Below are 18,238 nucleotides of genomic sequence, written 5' to 3'. Positions count from 1 at the left end.
ATCAATCAGCGACAGGTCACGCCACAGCTTTTTGGCGATTTCTGCGCAAACCGAACAAAAGTCCTCCAACGCCTAAAAGCATGACGCTCGCCGGTTCGGGAACGGCCTCTACCTGAAGACCACTAATTTGACCTTGATAGGTAAAAGCAAGCACACCGGAAGCATTGGTTGTCAAGCCATTAATCACAGCGTAGTTTCCAAGGAGACTATTTCCGGCAGTAGCTTCTGTCAGAGAAGTCAAACCAGAACCCACGTTATTTATAACCTGAGTTCCATTGATTTTTAAAGTTGCTGTCGTACCAGACTCCGCCTGTGAGTACACCACCAATTTATAGCTCTGGTTTGGGTCAAGACTCGAAAAACTGATGGAATTGGCAACACCTGGGTTGCCGGTCATATAGCCATCAAACAAATACTCAGTTGGCTGACTCTGCATAGCGCTGGAGCCACCGATATTGCTGATAGCAGTACTGGCATTCGTCGTGTACGTGAGGCGTGCTGTCGCATCCGCAGTAGGACTCACGGCATAAGTAATTCTTTTATTCGCTTCGCCAGTAGCAGAAGAAATGCTGTATGGGTAATAGTCGTAACCATTGGTTAATACCGGACCACTACCAGCATAGGTAGAACCCTGAATATCAAGATCAATGATATCTCCCACAGCAGCTTTGGCCACGCCACTGCTACCCATCAGCACCACGGCGGATACTGCAAGCGCACTTAGAATTTTTTTCATGAGATTTTCCCCTGTTTTGTTGATATGATTTACATCAACGATTTATTTGTATAAAGTAATGCACACGCAATTTAAGTAATCATATCAGAACACACAAAAGAATTTATTGATTTCACCTATCGAAACACCTCCAGCTTATACACAATTTTTTATATATCGGCATATATTAAAACATTCGTTAACGGCATAACTATCGAAAAATAAAGCAATTATGGATCAAGCAAAATTACTGCGACCAAGCCTTCGCCGCTAAAAAAATCCACAAAGATTCATTATGTCATTAACACACGCCTGTCCGTAAGGAAATAAAAAATAATAGCTCTTTTCATATAAAAGTGCACTAAAAAAACAAACAACAAAAACGTATCTCATCCGGTAAACATATCAACTACAACGCAGCAGAGATCCCGGGTATGAATTCATCATGGATCGCGATACTTTCCCTGACGCGATGCTTCGAGGAATGCTCCCGCAGGGACTCGGCAAAAGGTCTGGGTTTACCTTGGGAAAGTCCTTGAAAATTATGTAGTTAAGTGCACGTTCAATGGCAAGCGCATGTTTGTTCAACGCAATCACGAGAACGAGATGGAAGCACTGATACTGACCGGAAAAGAAAAGCTCGAGTTTGGGGAACGGGAGTTGGCTGTTCCGGAGGATCACGAGATTGCCGTCCGGGTTGCGGCGGCAGCGATTTGCCGCACCGATGCAAAAATGTGGCGGGCGGGGCATCGCGATCTGGTGATGCCGCGAGTGCTCGGCCACGAGGTGTGCGGCGCCATCGACGAGGCTCCGGGACGACTCTTCGCGGTGTGGCCGGGAAGCGCTTGCGGGTCGTGCAGCATGTGCCGGAGCGGGCGGGAGAATCTCTGCCCGGAGATGAAAATCACCGGCTTCCACCGCGACGGCGGCTTCGCCGGGCAGCTCATCGCGCCGCGTTCGAGCCTCGTCGAAGTACCGAAAGGAGTCGGCGCGTCGCTCGCCGTCCTCGCCGAACCCTTCGCCTGCGCAATCCACGGCGTGAAGCAGAGTTCCATACGGCGCGCCGACCGGGTGCTGATCTACGGCGCGGGAACGCTCGGCATCCTGCTTGCCGTGGCGGCGATCAACCGGGGCGCGAGCGTGGCTATGATCGACACCAACGCGGAGAAGCTTGCCAGAAGCGCGGCGTTCAGAAACCGGTACACTATCGATGCCGACAAGCCGGATGCGCAGGAAAAATTCGAGATCGTCCTCAACGCCACAGCGTCCGCCGACACCCTTGAATCGGGCATCCGCCGTCTCGCGCCGGGCGGAAGATTCTGCCTCTTCAGCGGCCTCGGCGGCGTACCGGAGAGTCCCGCCACAATCTTCAGCGAGCTGCACTACCGGGAACTCGAACTGGTCGGCTCTTACGGCTGCACCCGCCAGGACATGCGCGACGCGCTGGGCCTGCTCAGCCGCTACGGCCACGACCTCGGCTTCCTCGTCGAACGCGCGATCCGCCTTGACGAAGCGCCCGCAGTCATGGAAACCGTGCTCGCAGGAACAGGCTTCCGGCAGGTAATCGAGTTCAGTGACAAGTAAAGACTCTTCATTCTATAGGTCTTATAAGTCCTATACGACTTATAAGACCTATTCTTTCTTTCAACCAACACTACCACCCCAATGCCACACGAACAGGCGCTTCGCGCTTTCGGCAAGCTGATTTCGTCCATCGCTTCGGGCCACGTCATGAGCCGTGAGGAGTCGTACGAAGCTTACCGGCAAGTCATTCTCAACATCCAGCCGGAGCTTCAGCAGGGAGCGTTTCTGGCGGCGCACCTGATGCGCAAGCCCACCACCGAGGAGCTGTCGGGGGCTTGGGATGCGCTCGACCGGCACGATACGGCGAAACTCGACATCGATCTCGACGGGCCGGTCTGCGACATCGTCGGCACGGGATCGGATCGGCTCAAGACGTTGAACTGCTCCAGCCCGGCGGCGTTGATCGCGGCAGCCTGCGGCCTGCCGGTCGCGAAGAAAGGCGCGCGGCTCGTGACCGGCGTATCGGGCGCTTCGGACATCTTCGAGTCACTCGGCATCGACCTCGACCATCCGTTGGAACGCGCCGCGCTGAGCTTGCAGAACACCGGCATCTGCTACCTGCCCGGCGAGGCGTTCCTGAAATCGGGCTGGGCGCGGCTGATCGGCTCGATGCGCTTCACCTCAGCCTTCAACATCCTCGGCCCGCTCACCCGCCCCTGCGCGCAGAACAACTGCGCGGTCATCGGCGCGTACGCCCCCGAAGTCTCGATGCAGATGATCGATATTCTTGCCGAAATCGGCATGAAGGCCGCCCTTTCGCCCTACGGTCTGGCGGATGGCTTCGACCAGTCGCTCGGCATGGATGAGTTCTCGCTGTGCGGCCTGACAAAGGTGGTCGAGCTGCGCAACGGCACGATCACCAGCTACGAGGTGACGCCCGAAGATTTCGGCATGAAAAGGGTTTCGCTGGAAGCGATCGCCAGCATGAAGAGCGGCGCGGAGAACGCCGCCGTGGTCACGGACGTCTTGCAAGGCAAGCGCGGCGGCGCGGCAGCGGAGTTCTTCTGCATGAACGCCGCAGCAGCCCTCTACATCTCCGGAATGGCCACGAGCTACCGCGAAGGCGCCGACATGGCGCGGGAAGCCCTCGAAACGGGCGCGGCCTGGGAGAAATTGGAGGCGATGCGCGAGTATCAGGGAATCGGCGCTGTCACGGAATGCCTCTGACCATTCCGCGCTGAAACCGGAGAGATGCGTGAACAATCTGACCGCTCCCGCCCGGCGCTTTCGACGCTTGTCTTCGACGATAACGACAAGCAGGATGAGGCGAATAAAAAGATAACGGCTTTAAAATAGCGCTCCGGAAACGTATATTTTTTCATTCACGACGCTTCGATAACCGAAGCGGGCTTGTCTGGCCGTTGCCGCGTAATCGTGGTTTTACGTTCTGGCAAATTATTTCCCGTTAAGGGGATTGCCTTGTATTTCCCGCTCTTCATCAATACTAACCCCCACCTTTATGGAAACCAGCAAACTGCTCATCATCAGCACCATCGGGCCTGAAAACGCCGAAAAGGCCTCCCTGCCGTTCGTGCTCGCAACGGCTTCGCAAGCCCTCGACGTCGAAGTCACGATGTTTTTCCAGTCTTCGGCGGTGGTGCTCGCAAAACAAGGTGAGGCTGGAAAAGTGAATGCCGAGGGTTTTCAGCCACTCAAGGAGATGCTCGACACCTTTCTCGAAGCGGGCGGCAAGCTCTACCTCTGCTCGCCCTGCCTCGCCCAGCGTGGCATAACAAAAGAGGAGCTTATCGAAGGCGCGGAGATCGGCGCGGCGGGAACCCTGGTCGATCTGGTGATGGGCGCATCGCAGGTGGTGACGTACTGAGGTGATTCAGGCAGGCTGAAAAAGGGCGGCCACAAGAGCCGCCCCTACAGGAATTCCTATAGGACTTATAAGACCTATGAGCGAGATTTGGGAAAAGAATTCAACTCTCTTTCAAATTCATCGTCGGCTTTTTGAAAAGCGCGAAGAGGAGCCACTGGTGGGCGAAGAGCATCAGCTCGGAATCGTCGCTCCTGATTATTTCGAGACGCTCCTCCTCGATATCGAACACGTCGAGAAAGCGGCTCTCGAAGACAAACTCCCGGAAGGCGTCGAGGTCATAACTCGCCATGAAGAACATCTTCAGGCTCTTTTCGTCGGGTTCGAGCTCCGGGCTGTAGAGCTTCTTGTTGAGGATCACCTCCATCCAAACGCGATTCTTGTCGTCATATTCGTCGATTCCCTGGTTTTTGCGCCACTCGCCAACCGTCCATTCGCGCTGTTCGCCGAATCCCTTGCAGTGCTCCTCCTTGATGAGGAAATAGAAGTCGTCTCCGGCCTCCTCGTTCTTGTAGATGCCGAAGCCGAGCGGATAGTAGCGGCACGCCGCCGGACGGTCGCCATAGACGGTGCACCCCTCGGCGGCGACGAACCGGCACTTGCCTTCCTGGCCGAGCCTGAGCTTCAGGAACGGCAGCTTCGACTCCTTCTGGATCACCGGCTCGGTATATTCCGAGATGAACTCCGCCGAGGTAAGTCCGAGTCGGTTTTTCATCCGCAGAATATCGTAGGGGGTGAGCACGATATCCAGATTGCTGCAACAGGTGTTGAAGCATGACAGGGCGCTGTGGCAGTTGAAGCTGAACTTGCTGTCGCCGGTGAGGCGGGTCTCTGCGTTGAGTTCTATGCCGAGTTTTTCAAGAATGTTCTCCATCGTCTTGCTGGTTTGGTCTGCCGCCCTTCCCGTTCGGGAACCGGGAAAAACAGCGGAATGTTCGTGATAAACTGTTGCAGAAACTCTCCGGATGGGTTATCATGATTGCATTCCCGGAAACAAGCGAAACCGCTAAGGTTCCTTCGGAAAGTCCCTCCAGGGTCGCGTAACTTACCCAAATTTCGATTCAATCAGAAATACCATGAAGATAACGGAAGCTCCCGAGTGCCCCCATTGCGGCGTGAAAATGAAAAAATGCGAACCGCCTCCGATCAACTATGGGGATGGTTTGGGCTGGTGTACTCCTTACATGTACATCTGCTTCAACGACGAGTGCAAGCTCTACGTGAACGGCTGGGCCAACCTGAAAAACAACTACAACAAGACCGCCTCCTACCGCTGCATGTGTTATCCCGACAACGGCGTGTTCGACGCGATGTGCGTCTTCAGCCCCGACGGCATGACAGGCCAGATCATCGAAGAGTAAGCCCGCCGCCAGACAAAGATTTCAAACAAAAGGGGTCGCCTGTTCAACATGGCGACCCCTTTGCATTTTAACCCTCCCTGGCGCGGAAAACCCGCCTCGACGTTCATTACATTTCGACGTCCCGCTTCAGCATCTTTGTCCAGGTAATCGCCGCCGTTCGGTAAACGAAGTGGGCGAGCTTCGAGTACGGCAGATAGACGATGATGTAGAACACCAGCACGAGGTGGATGAAGTAAGTGCTGTAAGCCAGAACCGCCGGGAAGTTCGTCACGCGCATTACCTGGGCCAGGAATCCGCTCACGCCAACCATCAGCACAATACCGGCGAAGAGCCAGTCGAACGACGAGGTGGTGGTTTCGACGCTCCGTTCCTTGAGGCGGTTTGTGATGACCAGCGTTCCGCCCGCGAGCAGCATGATGGCGCTGGCGTTGGCGAACAGCTTGAAGACGATCTTGTAAGCCCACGCCAGAGCCGCGGAGCCGCCAAAGATCGCGAGCGCATGTTCGTCAACCGCGTAGGGCAGCTCCCAGTGCAGGATGTAGAGGTTGAACACCGCCCATCCGGTGGTGATCGCCAAGCCGATAAAGCCGTAGAACACCAGCACGTGAGAAACCGAGCGATCCTTGTTTTCGTCGCATTTCCTGAACTTCGAGTGCGTCATGATCTCCTTGAGCGTCTCGATGAGGCTCGGCATGAACTCGGCTTTCGGCGTCATTCCGGAGGCTTCAGTCATGTTCTTCCAGAAGCGCGAAATACTGACGGCGAACATGCCGACGGCCAGCGCCGAAAGCGGTACGAAGACGCCGTCGATGAAAGCAACCGGGAAAAACTTCGAGAAAACCACCGGCCCTTCGGGAATGTGCAGGTGTCCCGTCACGCCGAGCAGCGCCAGAAAGAGCACGACCGGAATGAGCAGCGCCTGCCAGATATTGTTCGGGTCGCCGACGAGTTTTCCCATGAACCTCGGAAAGGCGTTTTCCTGAATGACCGTTTTGCGCAAAATCGCGAGCACGTCGCCCGGTCTGGCGCCGCGCGGGCAGTATTTGGAGCAGTCGTTGCAGTTGTGGCAGAGCCAGATGTCGGAGCTTTTGAGCAACTCGTCCTTCAGGCCCCATTGCGCCATGAGCATCTCCTTGCGGGGAAATGGCTTGTCATCGGGGGCCAGCGGGCACACCACGGAGCAGGTCGCGCATTGATAGCACTTTTTCAATGTATCGGCACCGGCCTTTTGCAGCTCCCTGACGAACTTTACGTCCGGTGTGAATACAGTCTCTTGAGCCATAGAAAACCTCCAGAATTAACAGCGGTATAAACCCGGACAGCAGAACCCGCGTCTCGATCCGGAGTACGATCCGGAATGCGCGAGGCCCTGCTGACCGTGGTGGTTGATTTAGAATCCCTTGTACGGATTTTCACCTATATCATCGATCTTTTTCGAGAACTCCTCGAGGATGCCCGGCAGCTTGTCCCACTCGTTGATGGCGAGCTGAACCTGCTCGACACGCTCGGCTTCGAGCATGAGCCTGTCGAGCGTCTCCTGAACCTTGCCGAGGCGTTCGTTGGCCATCTGGCTGCCCTTGACGTAGTGGCACTGGTAGTCGTCGCCATATTTGCAACCGAGCAAGAGAATGCCATCGACTCCGCGCGAGAGAGCGTCGGCGATCCACACCAGATTCAGGCCGCCCAGGCAGCGCAGCGGAATGAACCGGAAGTTGGTGTTCATGGCGATCCGGTTCAGGCCAACCATGTCGAAGGCCGGATAGGCGTCGTTTTCGCAGACAAAGCCCAGAACAAAGGTACCCTCGTCTGGCACCTCGATCGACTTAATCATCGCGGAAATCATATCGACGCTGTAGTCCCTGAACGAGATGACTCGCTGCGGACACGCTCCCATGCAGACGCCGCAGCGGCGGCAGCGTGACGGAAAATCGAGCGGCGTGCCGTCCGACTTTTCGTTGTACGCGCCGAACGGACATTCGACCGTGCAGCGGCGGCACTGGGTGCAGCTCTCGAAACGGATTTCAGGATAGGTTCTGTCCCAGGTTCTCGGATGCACCGCCCGGCCCTGCGCCGTCAGCTCCATGCACTGGATCGCCTTGAGCGCCGCGCCGGTAGCGTCGGCTGTAGCCTGCACGGCATCCATCGGATGACGCACCGCGCCGGCGGAGTAGATGCCCGTCCTGCGCGTTTCGTAGGGGAAGCAGATGAAGTGGGAATCCGGGAAACCCCACTTGTGATGAGGCATTTCCGGCCCCTGGCGATACTTGAGATTCAGGATGAGGCTCTCCGGTTCGAGCGTTTCGATCACGCCGTCCGAGGTCTCTTTCTGAACCATCTTGCCGATATACTCCGGCGTAAGGTTGTTGACCGACATACCGTCGGGCACCATGTTCGACACCATGCCGGTGGCGAGCACCAGAATGTCGGCCTTTACCTTCATCTTCATGCCGAGCAACTGGTTGTCGATCTCAATGACGAGGCTGCCGTCTGATTCCTCTTTGAGTCCGAGAATCTCGCCCTTGGTGAGAAAAATGCCTTCGTCGTCCTGGGCGGTCTTGTAGAAATTCTCGTACAGACCGGTCGTACGCATATCCTTGTAAACAATGAAGGCCCCGGCATCGGGATCCGATTCACGCACATATTTGGCCTGCTTGAGGGAAACGTTGCAGCAAACGGTCGAACAGTAGGGCACGTGCTCCTTGTCGCGCTGACCGGCGCACTGGAGGAAAACAACATTCTTGACCGGTTTTCCGTCTGAAGGGCGCGTCACCTTGCCGCCGGTTTTGGAGACATTCTGCTCGAACTCGATGTTGGTCACGACGTTGCGATGCTTGCCGTAGCCGAGATGGCCAAGCTTGCTGGCGTCATAGGGCTTCCAGCCGGCGGCAAGCACAATGGAGCCGGCGGGGAACGTTTCCTGTGCGCCGTTTTTATCGATCGTCACCGTGTACTCGCCGGGACCGCCATCGATGGAGGCGATGGTCGTGGCGGTGTGCACGGCGATATTGCCATCCTTTTTGACCGCGTCGATCTTCACGCCGATGGTCGGCTGTTCGATTTCGGCGAACGGCGGTTTGGTCGGAAACACGCGGTGCATTTTCTTTGCCCAGCCGCCAAGCTCCTGGGCCTTTTCGACAAGCACCACCTTGTATCCCGCCTGCGACGATTCGAGCGCTGCGGTCAGGCCGGTCACGCCGCCGCCGACAACCAGCACGGTGCGGTTCACGTCGGCAAGCTTCGGTATCGGCACCTCGGATTTCTGCACCTTGGTGATGCCCATCCGCAGATAGTCGGCGGCCATCAACTGGGTGCCCTCCTTGTCCTCGCCTTTCGGTGCCGTCCAGACCACCTGCTCACGCAGGTTTACCCTTTCGGTGACGTAAGTCAGCGGGTCAAAATTGAACACCTCGTTGTTCACTCTCTGCGAACAGGCAGCGATGACGATTTTGTTGACCTCGCCGTTGTTGAGGTCATCCTTGATAATCTGCACACCTTCGTTGCTGCACAGGTTGGAATGCTGTTTGCAGACGGGAACCTTGAACTCCTTCTTGGCTACCGCTTCAAGCTCATCCACATTCAATGCCTCCCCGATGCCGCAGTCAGTACAGAGATATACTCCTATTTTTTTCTCATCAGCCATGGTTTAACTCCTCACGAGACTTTGAATGCTTTTCAATGCCATGCCGGTCGCATCCTGAATGGATGTGGTGACATCGGACGGCCTCTTGGCCACGCCGGTCGAGTAGATTCCGGCAGCGTTGCCTCCGTTGATGAACCCGTTCTCCTCGAAGCTCAGCATGGAATTGTTCTTGACGCAAGGCTCCATGCCGGTGGCGAGCACCGCCATGTCGGCGTGCTCATGGATTTTACCGCCGCCCTCGACATCCTCGAATTCGACAATGACGCCGCCGGTGGCTTTGTCTTCCTCGATCTTGGCGACCTTGCCCTTGACCAGCCTCACGTTCTGGTCGGCCTGCACCTTATTGAGGAACTCCTCGTACTTGCCAGGCGCGCGCAGATCAATATAGGCCACGACCACCTTTGAATCCTTGACCTTTTCACGAACGTAGGTGGCCTGCTTGAGCGAAGCCATGCAGCAGATCGACGAGCAATAGTTGAGGTGATTCTCGTCCCTCGATCCGGCGCACTGCACGAAAACGACCTTCTTGACCTCTTTCTGATCCGAAGGCCTCAGCAGCTTGCCGCCCGTCAGGCCGTTCGGCGCGGCCAGGCGCTCCATCATCATGTTGGTGATGACGTTCTTGACGCGACCGTAACCGAGATTGTCCATCCGGGACGCATCGTAAGGATTCCAGCCGGTGGCATAGACGATGCTGCCGACCTTCATCTCCACGGTTTGCGGTTTCATATTCAGATCGATGGCGTTGTATTTGCACGCCTTGACGCACTTGTCGCAGGAGCTGTCCTTGCAGGCGTCTCTATCTATAACATATCTCATGGGATAGGACATGACGTGCGGAAGATAGGCCGCTTTGGTCTTGTCCATTCCGAAATTGAATTCGTTTGGCCTCTCCACAGGGCATGCCTCGGCGCAAGCGTTGCAGGCCGTGCACTTTTCATTCACGAACCTCGGGCTGACCTTGAGCCTGACGCTGTAATTTCCTTCCTGACCGCTCACCGACTCGACTTCGGTCATGGTGTAAACGGTGATTTTCGGATTGGGTTTGATGCGTCTGAAGTTCATCTCCAGGCCGCAATACGGGGGGCACAGTTTCGGGAAATACTTGTTGAGCTGCGAAACCCTGCCGCCAAGGTAGGGGTTCTTCTCGACAAGCACGGTATTGTAGCCGACCTCGGCAGCCTCGACCGCCGTGGTGATTCCGCTGATGCCGCCGCCGACAATTAAAATGGTTTCAACTGACATGATTTTCCTCTGCGGATAAACTCTCAAAAATCAACCTTCCTGAAAACAGGTAACAATGCAGTATTCACTTATGGATTCAAGTTTGCCTATAAAGCAATCCCCGAGGTTCGACCTCGGGGATATGCCTGAACGATAAGCGGATCAGTCCGGAACGACCTGGACGTAGTCCCTCTTCGAGAGAGTCCACTCCTTGCTGTCCCTGTCGTACTTCGAGATGGTGAAGCACTTCCAGTTCTCGTCATCGACGTAGAAGTGATCGGCCCTGAAGTAGTAACCGGGGTAACGGCTGTCCTCACGGAAGAGGATGTGACGTGCGTGAGCTTCACCGGCCATCAGACGATGGTAGTTCTCCCAGGCGCGCATCAGCTCGTGCAGATCCTCGGCGGCCATCTTCTCGGCGTCCTCCTTGAGGAGCGACAGGTGCTCGAGACCTTTTTCGAGCATGGTCTTGCTGGTGGTGTACCAGGTGGCGACACCAGCGACATACTCGTCCATAATCTTCTGGAGACGGGCCTGGAACATTTTCGGCCTGATGTAGTTCGGATTGACGAGCGGATCGGTGCTGTAATCCTTGTTCTTGGCGAAGGTCTCCATCGGAGCGTAAATCTCGGCGATCACTTCGTCAACATCGCGGCCCAGTTCCGGCTTGTAGTCTGCGTGGTCGAGGCAGTAGGCGGTCATGTTCTTGCCGGCGATACGGCCTTCGGCGTGTGAACCGGAAGAGAACTTGTGACCCGAAGCGCCAACGCCGTCACCCGCGGTGAACAGGCCATCGACGGTGGTCATCCTGTTGTAGCCCCAGCTCCACTCCGCCGGGATGCCTGCGATGTCGCCAGGGCCGCTGACCCAGATACCGGCGCAACCGGCGTGCGAGCCAAGCAGGTACGGCTCGGTCGGCATAAGCTCGGAAGGAGTCTTCTCCGGCTCGATATTGTTACCGGCCCAGACAACAGCCTGACCGATACACATGTCGAGGAAGTCTTCCCATGCCTCGGCTTCGAGGTGCTTGATCTGCTTGGGAGTCATGGTTTCGGCAAGCGCGGCCATCGCTTCGTGAGTCCTCATGAGGATCGGGCCTTTGCCGGCCTTCATGTCGATCATCATCATGTGGTTTCTCATGGCGGTGGTCAGCTTGTGCGGATCTTCGGCGTACTTGCCGAAATCCTTGTTGGCTGCCGCCAGGTTGGTTGCGCAGTAGTCCTCGCCAAGCGAGTTGGTTGCCTTGCACTTGAAGAACAGGAACCATGCGCCGACCGGGCCGTAACCGTCCTTGAAACGGGCGGGCACGAAACGGTTCTCCATGAGCACCAGTTCGCAACCGGCCTGAGCGGCGAGCGCGTAGGTGGTGCCGGCGTTCCAGATCGGGTACCATGCGCGGCCCTGACCTTCAGCGGTCGAGCGCGGACGATAGACGTTTACGGCGCCGCCGCATGCCAGCAGCATGGTTTTGGCGGTAAAGACGTAGGCTTTGTGCTCACGAACGCTGAAGCCGATCGCGCCAGCGACCTTGCTCGGATCGTTCTTGTCGTGGATGAGTTCGCTGATGAAGACGCGCTCGAACAGGTTCTGCTCGACGCCGGTCTCCTTGCGGTTGTATTCGAGAGCTTTCTTGGCGGCCTCGGCGACGATGACCTTGTAGGATTCGCCGTTGATCATGATCTGCCACCTGCCGGAACGAACGGGCTTGCCACCTTCGGCGAGCTTCGGAGCCGGTTTCGAACCATCCATGGTCGAACCGTCTTCGTCGCGCTTCCATACCGGAAGACCCCACTCTTCGAAAAGATGAACCGAGTTGTCAACGTGACGACCAAGGTCATAGACCAGGTCCTCACGGATGATGCCCATGAGGTCAGTTCTTACGTACTTTACGTAATCAGCCGGATCGTTCTCGCCGCAATAGGTATTGATAGCGGAAAGACCCATGGCGACAGCACCGCTTCTGTCAGCGGCAGCCTTGTCAACCATTGTGATCTTCAGACCTTTCGGGGTAGCCCACTTGGCCGCTTCGTACGCAGCGCCGCAGCAAGCCATGCCACCGCCGATCAGCAGAATATCCGTATCCACATAAACAACTTCGGGCTTCTTGCTAAACTTGAATTCGTTTTTTTCAACTCCCATGGATAATGCCTCCTTGAGTGATTTTTTGCTTAAATGGTTGGATATTCGGTCATGTTGAAGAAGCCAGGCTTCTTGAGGTTCGCGTAATCGTGCTCAGGCTTGCCCGAGTACAGATCGATGGAACCTTCCGAGGTGGTCCTGATCGGGAACTTGTAGCGCTTCAGAATGCCGTTCCTGAACTTGATGGTCCACATGATGGCGTCGGTGCCCCTCAGCGGGATGACGTTGCCGCCCAGCGGCACGAAATCGGCGTATCCCCTGACCTCGATGGCCTGCTGCGGGCAAATCTTCACGCAGTTGTAGCACTCCCAGCACTGGTCAGGCTCCTGGTTCCAGGCCTTCATCCTTTCGACATCCAACTTCATCAGGTCGTTCGGACAGATGTACATACATGCTGTCCGTTCCTGCCCTTTGCAGCCGTCACATTTTTCTTTAATGACGAAACTTGGCATAATTTGTCCTCCTTTAACCGAAAATTTGCAGGCTTTGCCCGCGATTTACGAAGCCATTGGATATAAGTGAGATAAAAAAAACAGGGCATCCCGGTTTCCCGGAAAACCGTCATTTCCCGATCGCGTGGGAATGCATCTTGATGTCAACCTTCTCGGTCAGACCGGCATAGTAGCGCCTCAGAATCTCAAGCACCTCCGGACGGCTGAAGTGCTCCGGCACCTCTTCGCCTTCGGAGAGCATCTTCCGGAGCGCCGTTCCGCTCAGATTGAGTCTGTCGGCCGGTTCATGCGGGCAGGTTTTCATCGACGCCATGGCGTCACATTTGTAGCAGTAGAAGGTCCAGTCGATCTTCAGCGGCTTGGTTTCAAGCGCGCCCTCTGGAATCTGGTCGAAGATATGGTGTGCGTCGAAGGGGCCGTAGTAGTCGCCAACGCCTGCGTGGTCGCGTCCGACGATGAGGTGGCTGCACCCGAAGTTCTGGCGGAAAAGTGCGTGAAGCAGCGCCTCGCGCGGACCGGCGTAGCGCATGTCGAGCGGATAGCCCGCCTGGATGGTGGTGCCCTTGACGAAGTAGTTTTCGGTCAGAACGTTGATGCAATCGCGCCTGACGTCTGCCGGAATATCGCCCGGCTTGAGTTTGCCGAGAAGCTGGTGGATGAGGACGCCATCGCAGATTTCGACGGCGATCTTGACGAGGTATTCGTGGGAGCGGTGCATGGGGTTGCGGGTCTGGAAGGCGGCAACCGTGCTCCAGCCGTTACCCTCGAACATTTTGCGGGTCTCTGCCGGAGTCATGTAGATACCCTCGAACTCGGTCGGGAACGTGCCTTCGCTGAACACCTTGACAGGCCCCGCGAGGTTGACGTCGCCCTGGCTCATGACCATCAATACGCCGGGATGAGCCGGATTGTCGGTCTTGAACACTTCACGGCACTCGTGAGCCTTGTCGATGGAGTATTTCTCCTCGATCTTCATGCTGCCCATCAGTTCGCCGGATTCGTCATCGACCAGAGCCACCTCTTCACCGATGGAGAGAGAGTCAGCCTGCTCTTTTGAAGTCGAGAGAGTAATCGGAATCGGCCAGAAGGTGCCGTCGGCCATAGTGCACGTTTCGACGCTTCCTTTCCAGTCTGCATGGCCCATGAAACCGGTCAGCGGAGTGAAGCCGCCGATACCGAGCATGATCAAGTCACCAGTCTCCCTCGAAGAGAGCCTGACCTGTTTCATCGATTTTGCCCTCTCCTTTTCACTGACCAGTTCGTCACCGGTCAGCAAGAGCGGCTTTAAAACCTTTTCCTTGCCATGTGGATTGACTAACGCCATGAGACTCCTTTGAATATGAGTTATTGAGGATCATGCATGATACTGTCATCGAGCGGCTGAAGACATGCCTGTGCGGGCGGTAAAAAACAAAATTCATGTTATGGAATCCTGCTGTATTTACCAAACTCTGCAGCCAAAAAACGGCAGCCGACAAAAACATTTCCCGTATGTGCACGTCGCAACGAGCACATATACTTGCCTGGCGCGGTCAGAAAACCGGAAGGGGTTTGGCCCGCGAAACCCGATTCGCACTTTGCCCGGCAGCATATCGACAGGAACATGCTCATTCACGAAAAAACGAACTTCCAGTGAGTGGGCATGTAATTATGCAAAATAATTTCTAAAACCGGAAGCGTCACCGCCCTTTCCGGAAACTTCCCCGCTATCAGATAAAGAGCGATATGTTGGCGTCCGCGGCATATTCGAGGAACGAGGCCGCGCCACCGTAATCGACACCTTCGATAAACTCCGACTTGTCGAATCCGAACACATCCATCGTCATCTGGCAGGCGATAAACCTGACGCCCGCCTCGATGCACATCTCGCGAAGCTGCTCAATGGTCGCCACGCCCTTTTTCTTGAAGGTCTCCTTCATCAGGCTGGTGGCCATCGTGTCAAAGCCCGGTATGTTGCCTGAAATGAGATTCGGAATCGACCAGTTGATCGCCTGGAAATCCTTGCTGCCGAACGGCATCTTCATCGGCATTGCCGGATTGCCGACCGGCGTCACCTTGGCGTCGATCTCTTTTTTCAGCAGCGGAAGACCGTAGAAGGTGAAAAAAACGACCGCTTCCATATCCATCGCAGCAGCCGTGGAGGCGAGGATGAAGGGAGGATAGGCCCAGTCCAGCGTCCCTTTGGACGCGATGATCGCAATTTTTTTGGTATCTGACATAAGACTGATTGATCGTTTTGAGATTCAGGTAAACGGAACGACATCGACAAGTTTTTCTCTGCCCGGATCAGTGCCCGCCGGAGATGATGCCGGTAGCGGCAAAAATCAGTACCAGAAGCTGCACAAAAGAAATGGCCGTATAAATCGCATTCTTTTCCTTCAGGAACGCGAACCCTGCCGCCACAAGGCAAAACATGGTGACGGCCCCAAGGTAGAGGATGGAGATGTAGCTCAGCGCATCGCCTTTACCGAAGTCACTCAAGGCGCTCCATCCGAAAGGAGCATGGATATGCTGGTGAAATTCGGATGCTCGCAGGTGCCAGTTTTCCGACACCTGCTCTATCGGCACGGAAAGCGGCAGGAGTTGAAAGATATAAACGACGTAACCGAGAATCACGAACACGATACTCAGTGTTGTCGCTTTTGAGAGAATCGCCGCATAAGCGAGTTGCACCTTGTCGGCATGTACTGTTTGCTGTTTCATTCTTCTACGGTTTCAGATTCCGAATCCCTTGAGGAGCGCGCGCAGACCGGCGACTCCCAGAAGCGTGATGACCACCCTTCTGACCACGTTGGTATGTACTTTCGTCAGGAGCTTTGCGCCGATTTTAGTGCCGAGCATCATGCCCGCCACCGATGGCACGGCGATGAGCGGCAAGACCGCCCCTTTGTGCAGATAGACCCAGGCTGCCGCCGTATCGTTGACCGAGAGCACAAAGACGCTGGTCGCGACGGAGACTCTCAGGGGAGCGCCAAGCACAAGGTTGAACACCGGAACGTTCGCCCAGCCGGCGCCAAGCCCGAACATGCCCGCCATGAAACCGATCACGATGAAGAGCAGCAGGCCGACAGGCGTCCGGTGTATCTGCCAGTTCACCTCTTTTTTCAGATGCTCGTCGTAATAAATGCCATAGATCTGAAGAACCTGCGAAAGTGAATCGGGCTTCTCGATCTGAGGATACGCTGAATTTTTTGAAAGAAACATGATAACCGTAATGCCAAGTATGGTCAGGCCCAGAGAGAGCTGAATGACATTTTCGGGCAAAGCGAGTCCCACCAGCGCTCCCGCTATGGAACTGATGGAGCCGATCAGCGACATGGAGAGAGCCATCTTGAGGTTGGCAAGACCTTTTCTCAGAAGCGGAGCGCCAGCGGACAGCGCTCCGGCAAGCGCGACCAGCAGGCCGGTTCCCCTGACGAAATCGATATGAAAGGGAAAGAAACTGCTGACAATGGGAACATACAGTACGCCTCCGCCAACACCGGCGACAACGGCTACGATGCCGAGGACAAAACTGAAGACAAACAGACCAAGCACCCACACCCACCATGCCGTGTCAGCGACCATTGCGGTTTCGGCAGCACAGGCAATCTCCGGCATTATCATGAACAACATGAGCAGAACACCTGGAACAATCCAGTCTCTGATGTTTTTCAAAACCATAGCAACAGCTTTGTATTTGTTGGTAAAAAGATCGCCAGACCGACCTTCCCGTGCGAAAATGACTTGAATGCAGGCAGGGATGAAGTAAAATCATTTAATATATGATTTATCCTGCAATAATCCCCCTCAAGGCAGGTAAATACGTTCGGGAAATCATTGAAAAGAACGCATTCGTCAACAAGACGCTACGGTTCCTTTCGCCATGCGCCGTAATAGTTTGGCGCTGAAGCCGCACTTGCACATCGCGCCACTGTCAATACCGGTTTGCCGACAGAAACAATATTCCGTCGGCAAACCGGCAAAACAGCGACATTCCGAAAAAATTACAGCCAACTGTTGATCTGGTGCTCCTCGACCAGATCGACGAAACCGGCATAATCAACCGTCTTCACCCCCTCGGCGATAGCGGAAATACCGCGGGCGTCGAGATCGGGCTTGAGGGCATAGACCGGATTGTTTTTCTTCAGGACGGACGCTATCAGCGCGCCGAACCGGTTGCCCGCCTGCACGGCATAGACGCCGTCCTCGATGAAAAGCACGGGGTCGCCCGGCTGGAGAAACCGGACGCAGGTGGTGAAGGTGTTGTTCTCGAACGGAGATTTATTGATGGTATGCAACATGATATGAGTTACCGTTTCTGTGTTCTTTGCTCGTTATTCAGCCCCGGAAATCGCGGGCCGGATCAATGGTGAATGACGACATCCTGCTCGTTCATCAAGCGTCCGATCTCCGAGGCGTCCATCACCTCGACATCGACCACCAGGTCATCTTCGGTCAAACCGCGCTCTTCGAGCGACTGTTTGTCCACATAGAGTTTTTCCACATCATAACCATCGAGCGCCATGAAGGTTTTGGAGAATCCCTTGATACCGATTCCGGCGGTGTCCTGATCCTTTTTGAGCGCATAAACGCCATCGCCGATAAAAGCAACGGAGAGATCCTGCTCGTAGGCCGCCATGATGAGGATCATTTCGAGTCCTTCATAGGTGTAGATCGAACCATGCGGCGCACGGCGCATCACGTGCATGATCTTCTTGATATCCTGTTCTTCACTCATATTCAGTCTCCGAAGGTTAAAAGTCTGTCGTTACGGATAGCGATGTCGGTCAGGGTGCCGAGGCCGGTGATTTCACCGCCTTCGATCATCACCTCGTCGTTGATGCCGCGGCGCTTCGAGGCCGCGATGCAGGCGAGCACTTCGACGCCGTGCTTCAGGCTCAGCTCCGTCCAGCGGGCGGCGATGTTGCGGTCGTCCTGGGGCGGATCGCCAAGTCTGGTCGCATTGATGACCCCGTCATTGTACAGAAAAATGGCATCGACCTTATGACCTTTGGCTATGGCCGCCTCGGCGAACTTGAACGCCGTGTCAGCCGCCTGGTGGTTGTAAGGTCCCTCCTTGAGCAGAATTCCTATGTTCATCGTCGGTTCTTTCTTGAGAGGTTAAAAAAAATCACAGTCCGTCGCCCATGCCCATCTGGATGTAGCCGCAGGGGCAGACCAGGGAGCAGAGGTGGCAGCCGACGCATTTTGCGTAGTTGGTAGAGACTTTTTCGCCCGCCGGGTTGTCGCGGTAGCGCGTGATCGCCTCCTGCGGGCAGAACGAGACGCACTGCTTGCAGTCGAAGCAGAAGCCGCAGC

The 18,238-nt window shown here is 55.6% G+C and carries 19 protein-coding genes; 4 read left to right on the top strand and 15 right to left on the bottom strand.

All coding sequences use genetic code 11. The annotated features are described in order from the left end of the window. Positions 1-16: 16 nt before the first annotated feature. On the bottom strand, positions 17-736 hold the full coding sequence (locus EST62_RS05705) for a PEP-CTERM sorting domain-containing protein (RefSeq protein ID WP_129051148.1): 720 nt from the start codon (positions 734-736) through the stop codon (positions 17-19). Between the two features lie 585 nt (positions 737-1,321). Between EST62_RS05705 and EST62_RS05700 the strand changes: the two genes are divergently transcribed. From EST62_RS05700 to EST62_RS05690, 3 genes are all read left to right on the top strand, one after another. Then, the gene (locus tag EST62_RS05700) at positions 1,322-2,299 is read left to right on the top strand and encodes a zinc-binding dehydrogenase (RefSeq protein ID WP_129051147.1); all 978 of its coding nucleotides are present in this window, start codon (positions 1,322-1,324) and stop codon (positions 2,297-2,299) included. Between the two features lie 81 nt (positions 2,300-2,380). Beyond that, entirely contained in the window at positions 2,381-3,466 is a 1,086-nt protein-coding gene (gene trpD, locus EST62_RS05695; protein WP_129051146.1) for an anthranilate phosphoribosyltransferase, read from the top strand. 292 nt (positions 3,467-3,758) lie between these two features. Further along, complete coding sequence (locus EST62_RS05690) at positions 3,759-4,124, top strand: DsrE family protein (protein ID WP_129051145.1); 366 nt, start codon at positions 3,759-3,761, stop codon at positions 4,122-4,124. A gap of 100 nt (positions 4,125-4,224) precedes the next feature. Here the strand turns inward: EST62_RS05690 and EST62_RS05685 are convergent, their stop codons facing one another. Further along, positions 4,225-4,995 (bottom strand): YkgJ family cysteine cluster protein, encoded by a 771-nt coding sequence (locus tag EST62_RS05685; protein ID WP_129051144.1) that lies wholly within the window; start codon positions 4,993-4,995, stop codon positions 4,225-4,227. A gap of 202 nt (positions 4,996-5,197) precedes the next feature. Between EST62_RS05685 and EST62_RS05670 the strand changes: the two genes are divergently transcribed. Next, the gene (locus tag EST62_RS05670) at positions 5,198-5,482 is read left to right on the top strand and encodes a hypothetical protein (protein WP_167599202.1); all 285 of its coding nucleotides are present in this window, start codon (positions 5,198-5,200) and stop codon (positions 5,480-5,482) included. Between the two features lie 106 nt (positions 5,483-5,588). Here EST62_RS05670 and qmoC read toward each other — a convergent pair whose 3' ends face one another. From qmoC to EST62_RS05600, 13 genes are all read right to left on the bottom strand, one after another. After that, positions 5,589-6,764: a quinone-interacting membrane-bound oxidoreductase complex subunit QmoC gene (gene qmoC, locus EST62_RS05665; protein WP_129051140.1), complete on the bottom strand. Its 1,176-nt coding sequence runs from the start codon at positions 6,762-6,764 to the stop codon at positions 5,589-5,591. Between the two features lie 108 nt (positions 6,765-6,872). Beyond that, positions 6,873-9,122 (bottom strand): FAD-dependent oxidoreductase, encoded by a 2,250-nt coding sequence (locus EST62_RS05660; RefSeq protein ID WP_129051139.1) that lies wholly within the window; start codon positions 9,120-9,122, stop codon positions 6,873-6,875. A gap of 3 nt (positions 9,123-9,125) precedes the next feature. Beyond that, a complete protein-coding gene (locus EST62_RS05655; RefSeq protein WP_129051138.1) occupies positions 9,126-10,367 on the bottom strand; it encodes a CoB--CoM heterodisulfide reductase iron-sulfur subunit A family protein in 1,242 nt (413 codons plus the stop codon). Between the two features lie 141 nt (positions 10,368-10,508). Beyond that, positions 10,509-12,485: an adenylyl-sulfate reductase subunit alpha gene (aprA, locus tag EST62_RS05650; RefSeq protein ID WP_129051137.1), complete on the bottom strand. Its 1,977-nt coding sequence runs from the start codon at positions 12,483-12,485 to the stop codon at positions 10,509-10,511. Between the two features lie 29 nt (positions 12,486-12,514). Continuing rightward, the gene (gene aprB, locus EST62_RS05645; RefSeq protein ID WP_129051136.1) at positions 12,515-12,937 is read right to left on the bottom strand and encodes an adenylyl-sulfate reductase subunit beta; all 423 of its coding nucleotides are present in this window, start codon (positions 12,935-12,937) and stop codon (positions 12,515-12,517) included. A 109-nt stretch (positions 12,938-13,046) separates the two neighbouring features. Next, positions 13,047-14,261 carry a sulfate adenylyltransferase gene (gene sat / locus EST62_RS05635; protein WP_129051135.1) on the bottom strand — a complete coding sequence of 405 codons (1,215 nt, stop codon included), beginning with the start codon at positions 14,259-14,261 and terminating at the stop codon, positions 13,047-13,049. A 385-nt stretch (positions 14,262-14,646) separates the two neighbouring features. Beyond that, the gene (locus tag EST62_RS05630) at positions 14,647-15,156 is read right to left on the bottom strand and encodes a DsrE/DsrF/DrsH-like family protein (protein WP_129051134.1); all 510 of its coding nucleotides are present in this window, start codon (positions 15,154-15,156) and stop codon (positions 14,647-14,649) included. A 67-nt stretch (positions 15,157-15,223) separates the two neighbouring features. Continuing rightward, positions 15,224-15,640 (bottom strand): DUF1634 domain-containing protein, encoded by a 417-nt coding sequence (locus EST62_RS05625; RefSeq protein ID WP_129051133.1) that lies wholly within the window; start codon positions 15,638-15,640, stop codon positions 15,224-15,226. A gap of 12 nt (positions 15,641-15,652) precedes the next feature. Beyond that, the gene (locus EST62_RS05620) at positions 15,653-16,552 is read right to left on the bottom strand and encodes a sulfite exporter TauE/SafE family protein (RefSeq protein ID WP_371414679.1); all 900 of its coding nucleotides are present in this window, start codon (positions 16,550-16,552) and stop codon (positions 15,653-15,655) included. 371 nt (positions 16,553-16,923) lie between these two features. Next, entirely contained in the window at positions 16,924-17,220 is a 297-nt protein-coding gene (gene tusB / locus EST62_RS05615) for a sulfurtransferase complex subunit TusB (RefSeq protein ID WP_129051131.1), read from the bottom strand. Between the two features lie 62 nt (positions 17,221-17,282). After that, positions 17,283-17,657, bottom strand: a complete 375-nt coding sequence (gene tusC / locus EST62_RS05610; protein ID WP_129051130.1) for a sulfurtransferase complex subunit TusC — start codon at positions 17,655-17,657, stop codon at positions 17,283-17,285. A gap of 2 nt (positions 17,658-17,659) precedes the next feature. After that, positions 17,660-18,019, bottom strand: coding sequence for a sulfurtransferase complex subunit TusD (gene tusD / locus EST62_RS05605; protein WP_129051129.1), 360 nt, complete (start codon positions 18,017-18,019; stop codon positions 17,660-17,662). A gap of 31 nt (positions 18,020-18,050) precedes the next feature. After that, positions 18,051-18,238 (bottom strand): 4Fe-4S dicluster domain-containing protein (locus EST62_RS05600; RefSeq protein WP_129051128.1); only part of this gene is annotated, 188 nt, incomplete at its 5' end.

It is taken from the genome of Chlorobaculum sp. 24CR (genome assembly GCF_004118635.1).
Lineage (GTDB): Bacteria > Bacteroidota > Chlorobiia > Chlorobiales > Chlorobiaceae > Chlorobaculum.
This window is presented reverse-complemented; position numbering and strand designations above follow the sequence as displayed.

Excerpts from the sequence above, each read along its gene's own strand:
- EST62_RS05620 (WP_371414679.1), bottom strand. The coding sequence starts at position 16,552 with ATGTTGTTCATGATAATGCCGGAGATTGCCTGTGCTGCCGAAACCGCA.
- tusC (WP_129051130.1), bottom strand. The coding sequence starts at position 17,657 with ATGAGTGAAGAACAGGATATCAAGAAGATCATGCACGTGATGCGCCGT.
- EST62_RS05630 (WP_129051134.1), bottom strand. The coding sequence starts at position 15,156 with ATGTCAGATACCAAAAAAATTGCGATCATCGCGTCCAAAGGGACGCTG.
- EST62_RS05670 (WP_167599202.1), top strand. The coding sequence starts at position 5,198 with ATGAAGATAACGGAAGCTCCCGAGTGCCCCCATTGCGGCGTGAAAATG.
- tusB (WP_129051131.1), bottom strand. The coding sequence starts at position 17,220 with ATGTTGCATACCATCAATAAATCTCCGTTCGAGAACAACACCTTCACC.
- EST62_RS05705 (WP_129051148.1), bottom strand. The coding sequence starts at position 736 with ATGAAAAAAATTCTAAGTGCGCTTGCAGTATCCGCCGTGGTGCTGATG.
- qmoC (WP_129051140.1), bottom strand. The coding sequence starts at position 6,764 with ATGGCTCAAGAGACTGTATTCACACCGGACGTAAAGTTCGTCAGGGAG.
- trpD (WP_129051146.1), top strand. The coding sequence starts at position 2,381 with ATGCCACACGAACAGGCGCTTCGCGCTTTCGGCAAGCTGATTTCGTCC.
- EST62_RS05660 (WP_129051139.1), bottom strand. The coding sequence starts at position 9,122 with ATGGCTGATGAGAAAAAAATAGGAGTATATCTCTGTACTGACTGCGGC.
- EST62_RS05655 (WP_129051138.1), bottom strand. The coding sequence starts at position 10,367 with ATGTCAGTTGAAACCATTTTAATTGTCGGCGGCGGCATCAGCGGAATC.
- EST62_RS05690 (WP_129051145.1), top strand. The coding sequence starts at position 3,759 with ATGGAAACCAGCAAACTGCTCATCATCAGCACCATCGGGCCTGAAAAC.
- EST62_RS05625 (WP_129051133.1), bottom strand. The coding sequence starts at position 15,640 with ATGAAACAGCAAACAGTACATGCCGACAAGGTGCAACTCGCTTATGCG.
- EST62_RS05700 (WP_129051147.1), top strand. The coding sequence starts at position 1,322 with ATGGAAGCACTGATACTGACCGGAAAAGAAAAGCTCGAGTTTGGGGAA.
- EST62_RS05685 (WP_129051144.1), bottom strand. The coding sequence starts at position 4,995 with ATGGAGAACATTCTTGAAAAACTCGGCATAGAACTCAACGCAGAGACC.
- aprB (WP_129051136.1), bottom strand. The coding sequence starts at position 12,937 with ATGCCAAGTTTCGTCATTAAAGAAAAATGTGACGGCTGCAAAGGGCAG.
- aprA (WP_129051137.1), bottom strand. The coding sequence starts at position 12,485 with ATGGGAGTTGAAAAAAACGAATTCAAGTTTAGCAAGAAGCCCGAAGTT.
- sat (WP_129051135.1), bottom strand. The coding sequence starts at position 14,261 with ATGGCGTTAGTCAATCCACATGGCAAGGAAAAGGTTTTAAAGCCGCTC.
- tusD (WP_129051129.1), bottom strand. The coding sequence starts at position 18,019 with ATGAACATAGGAATTCTGCTCAAGGAGGGACCTTACAACCACCAGGCG.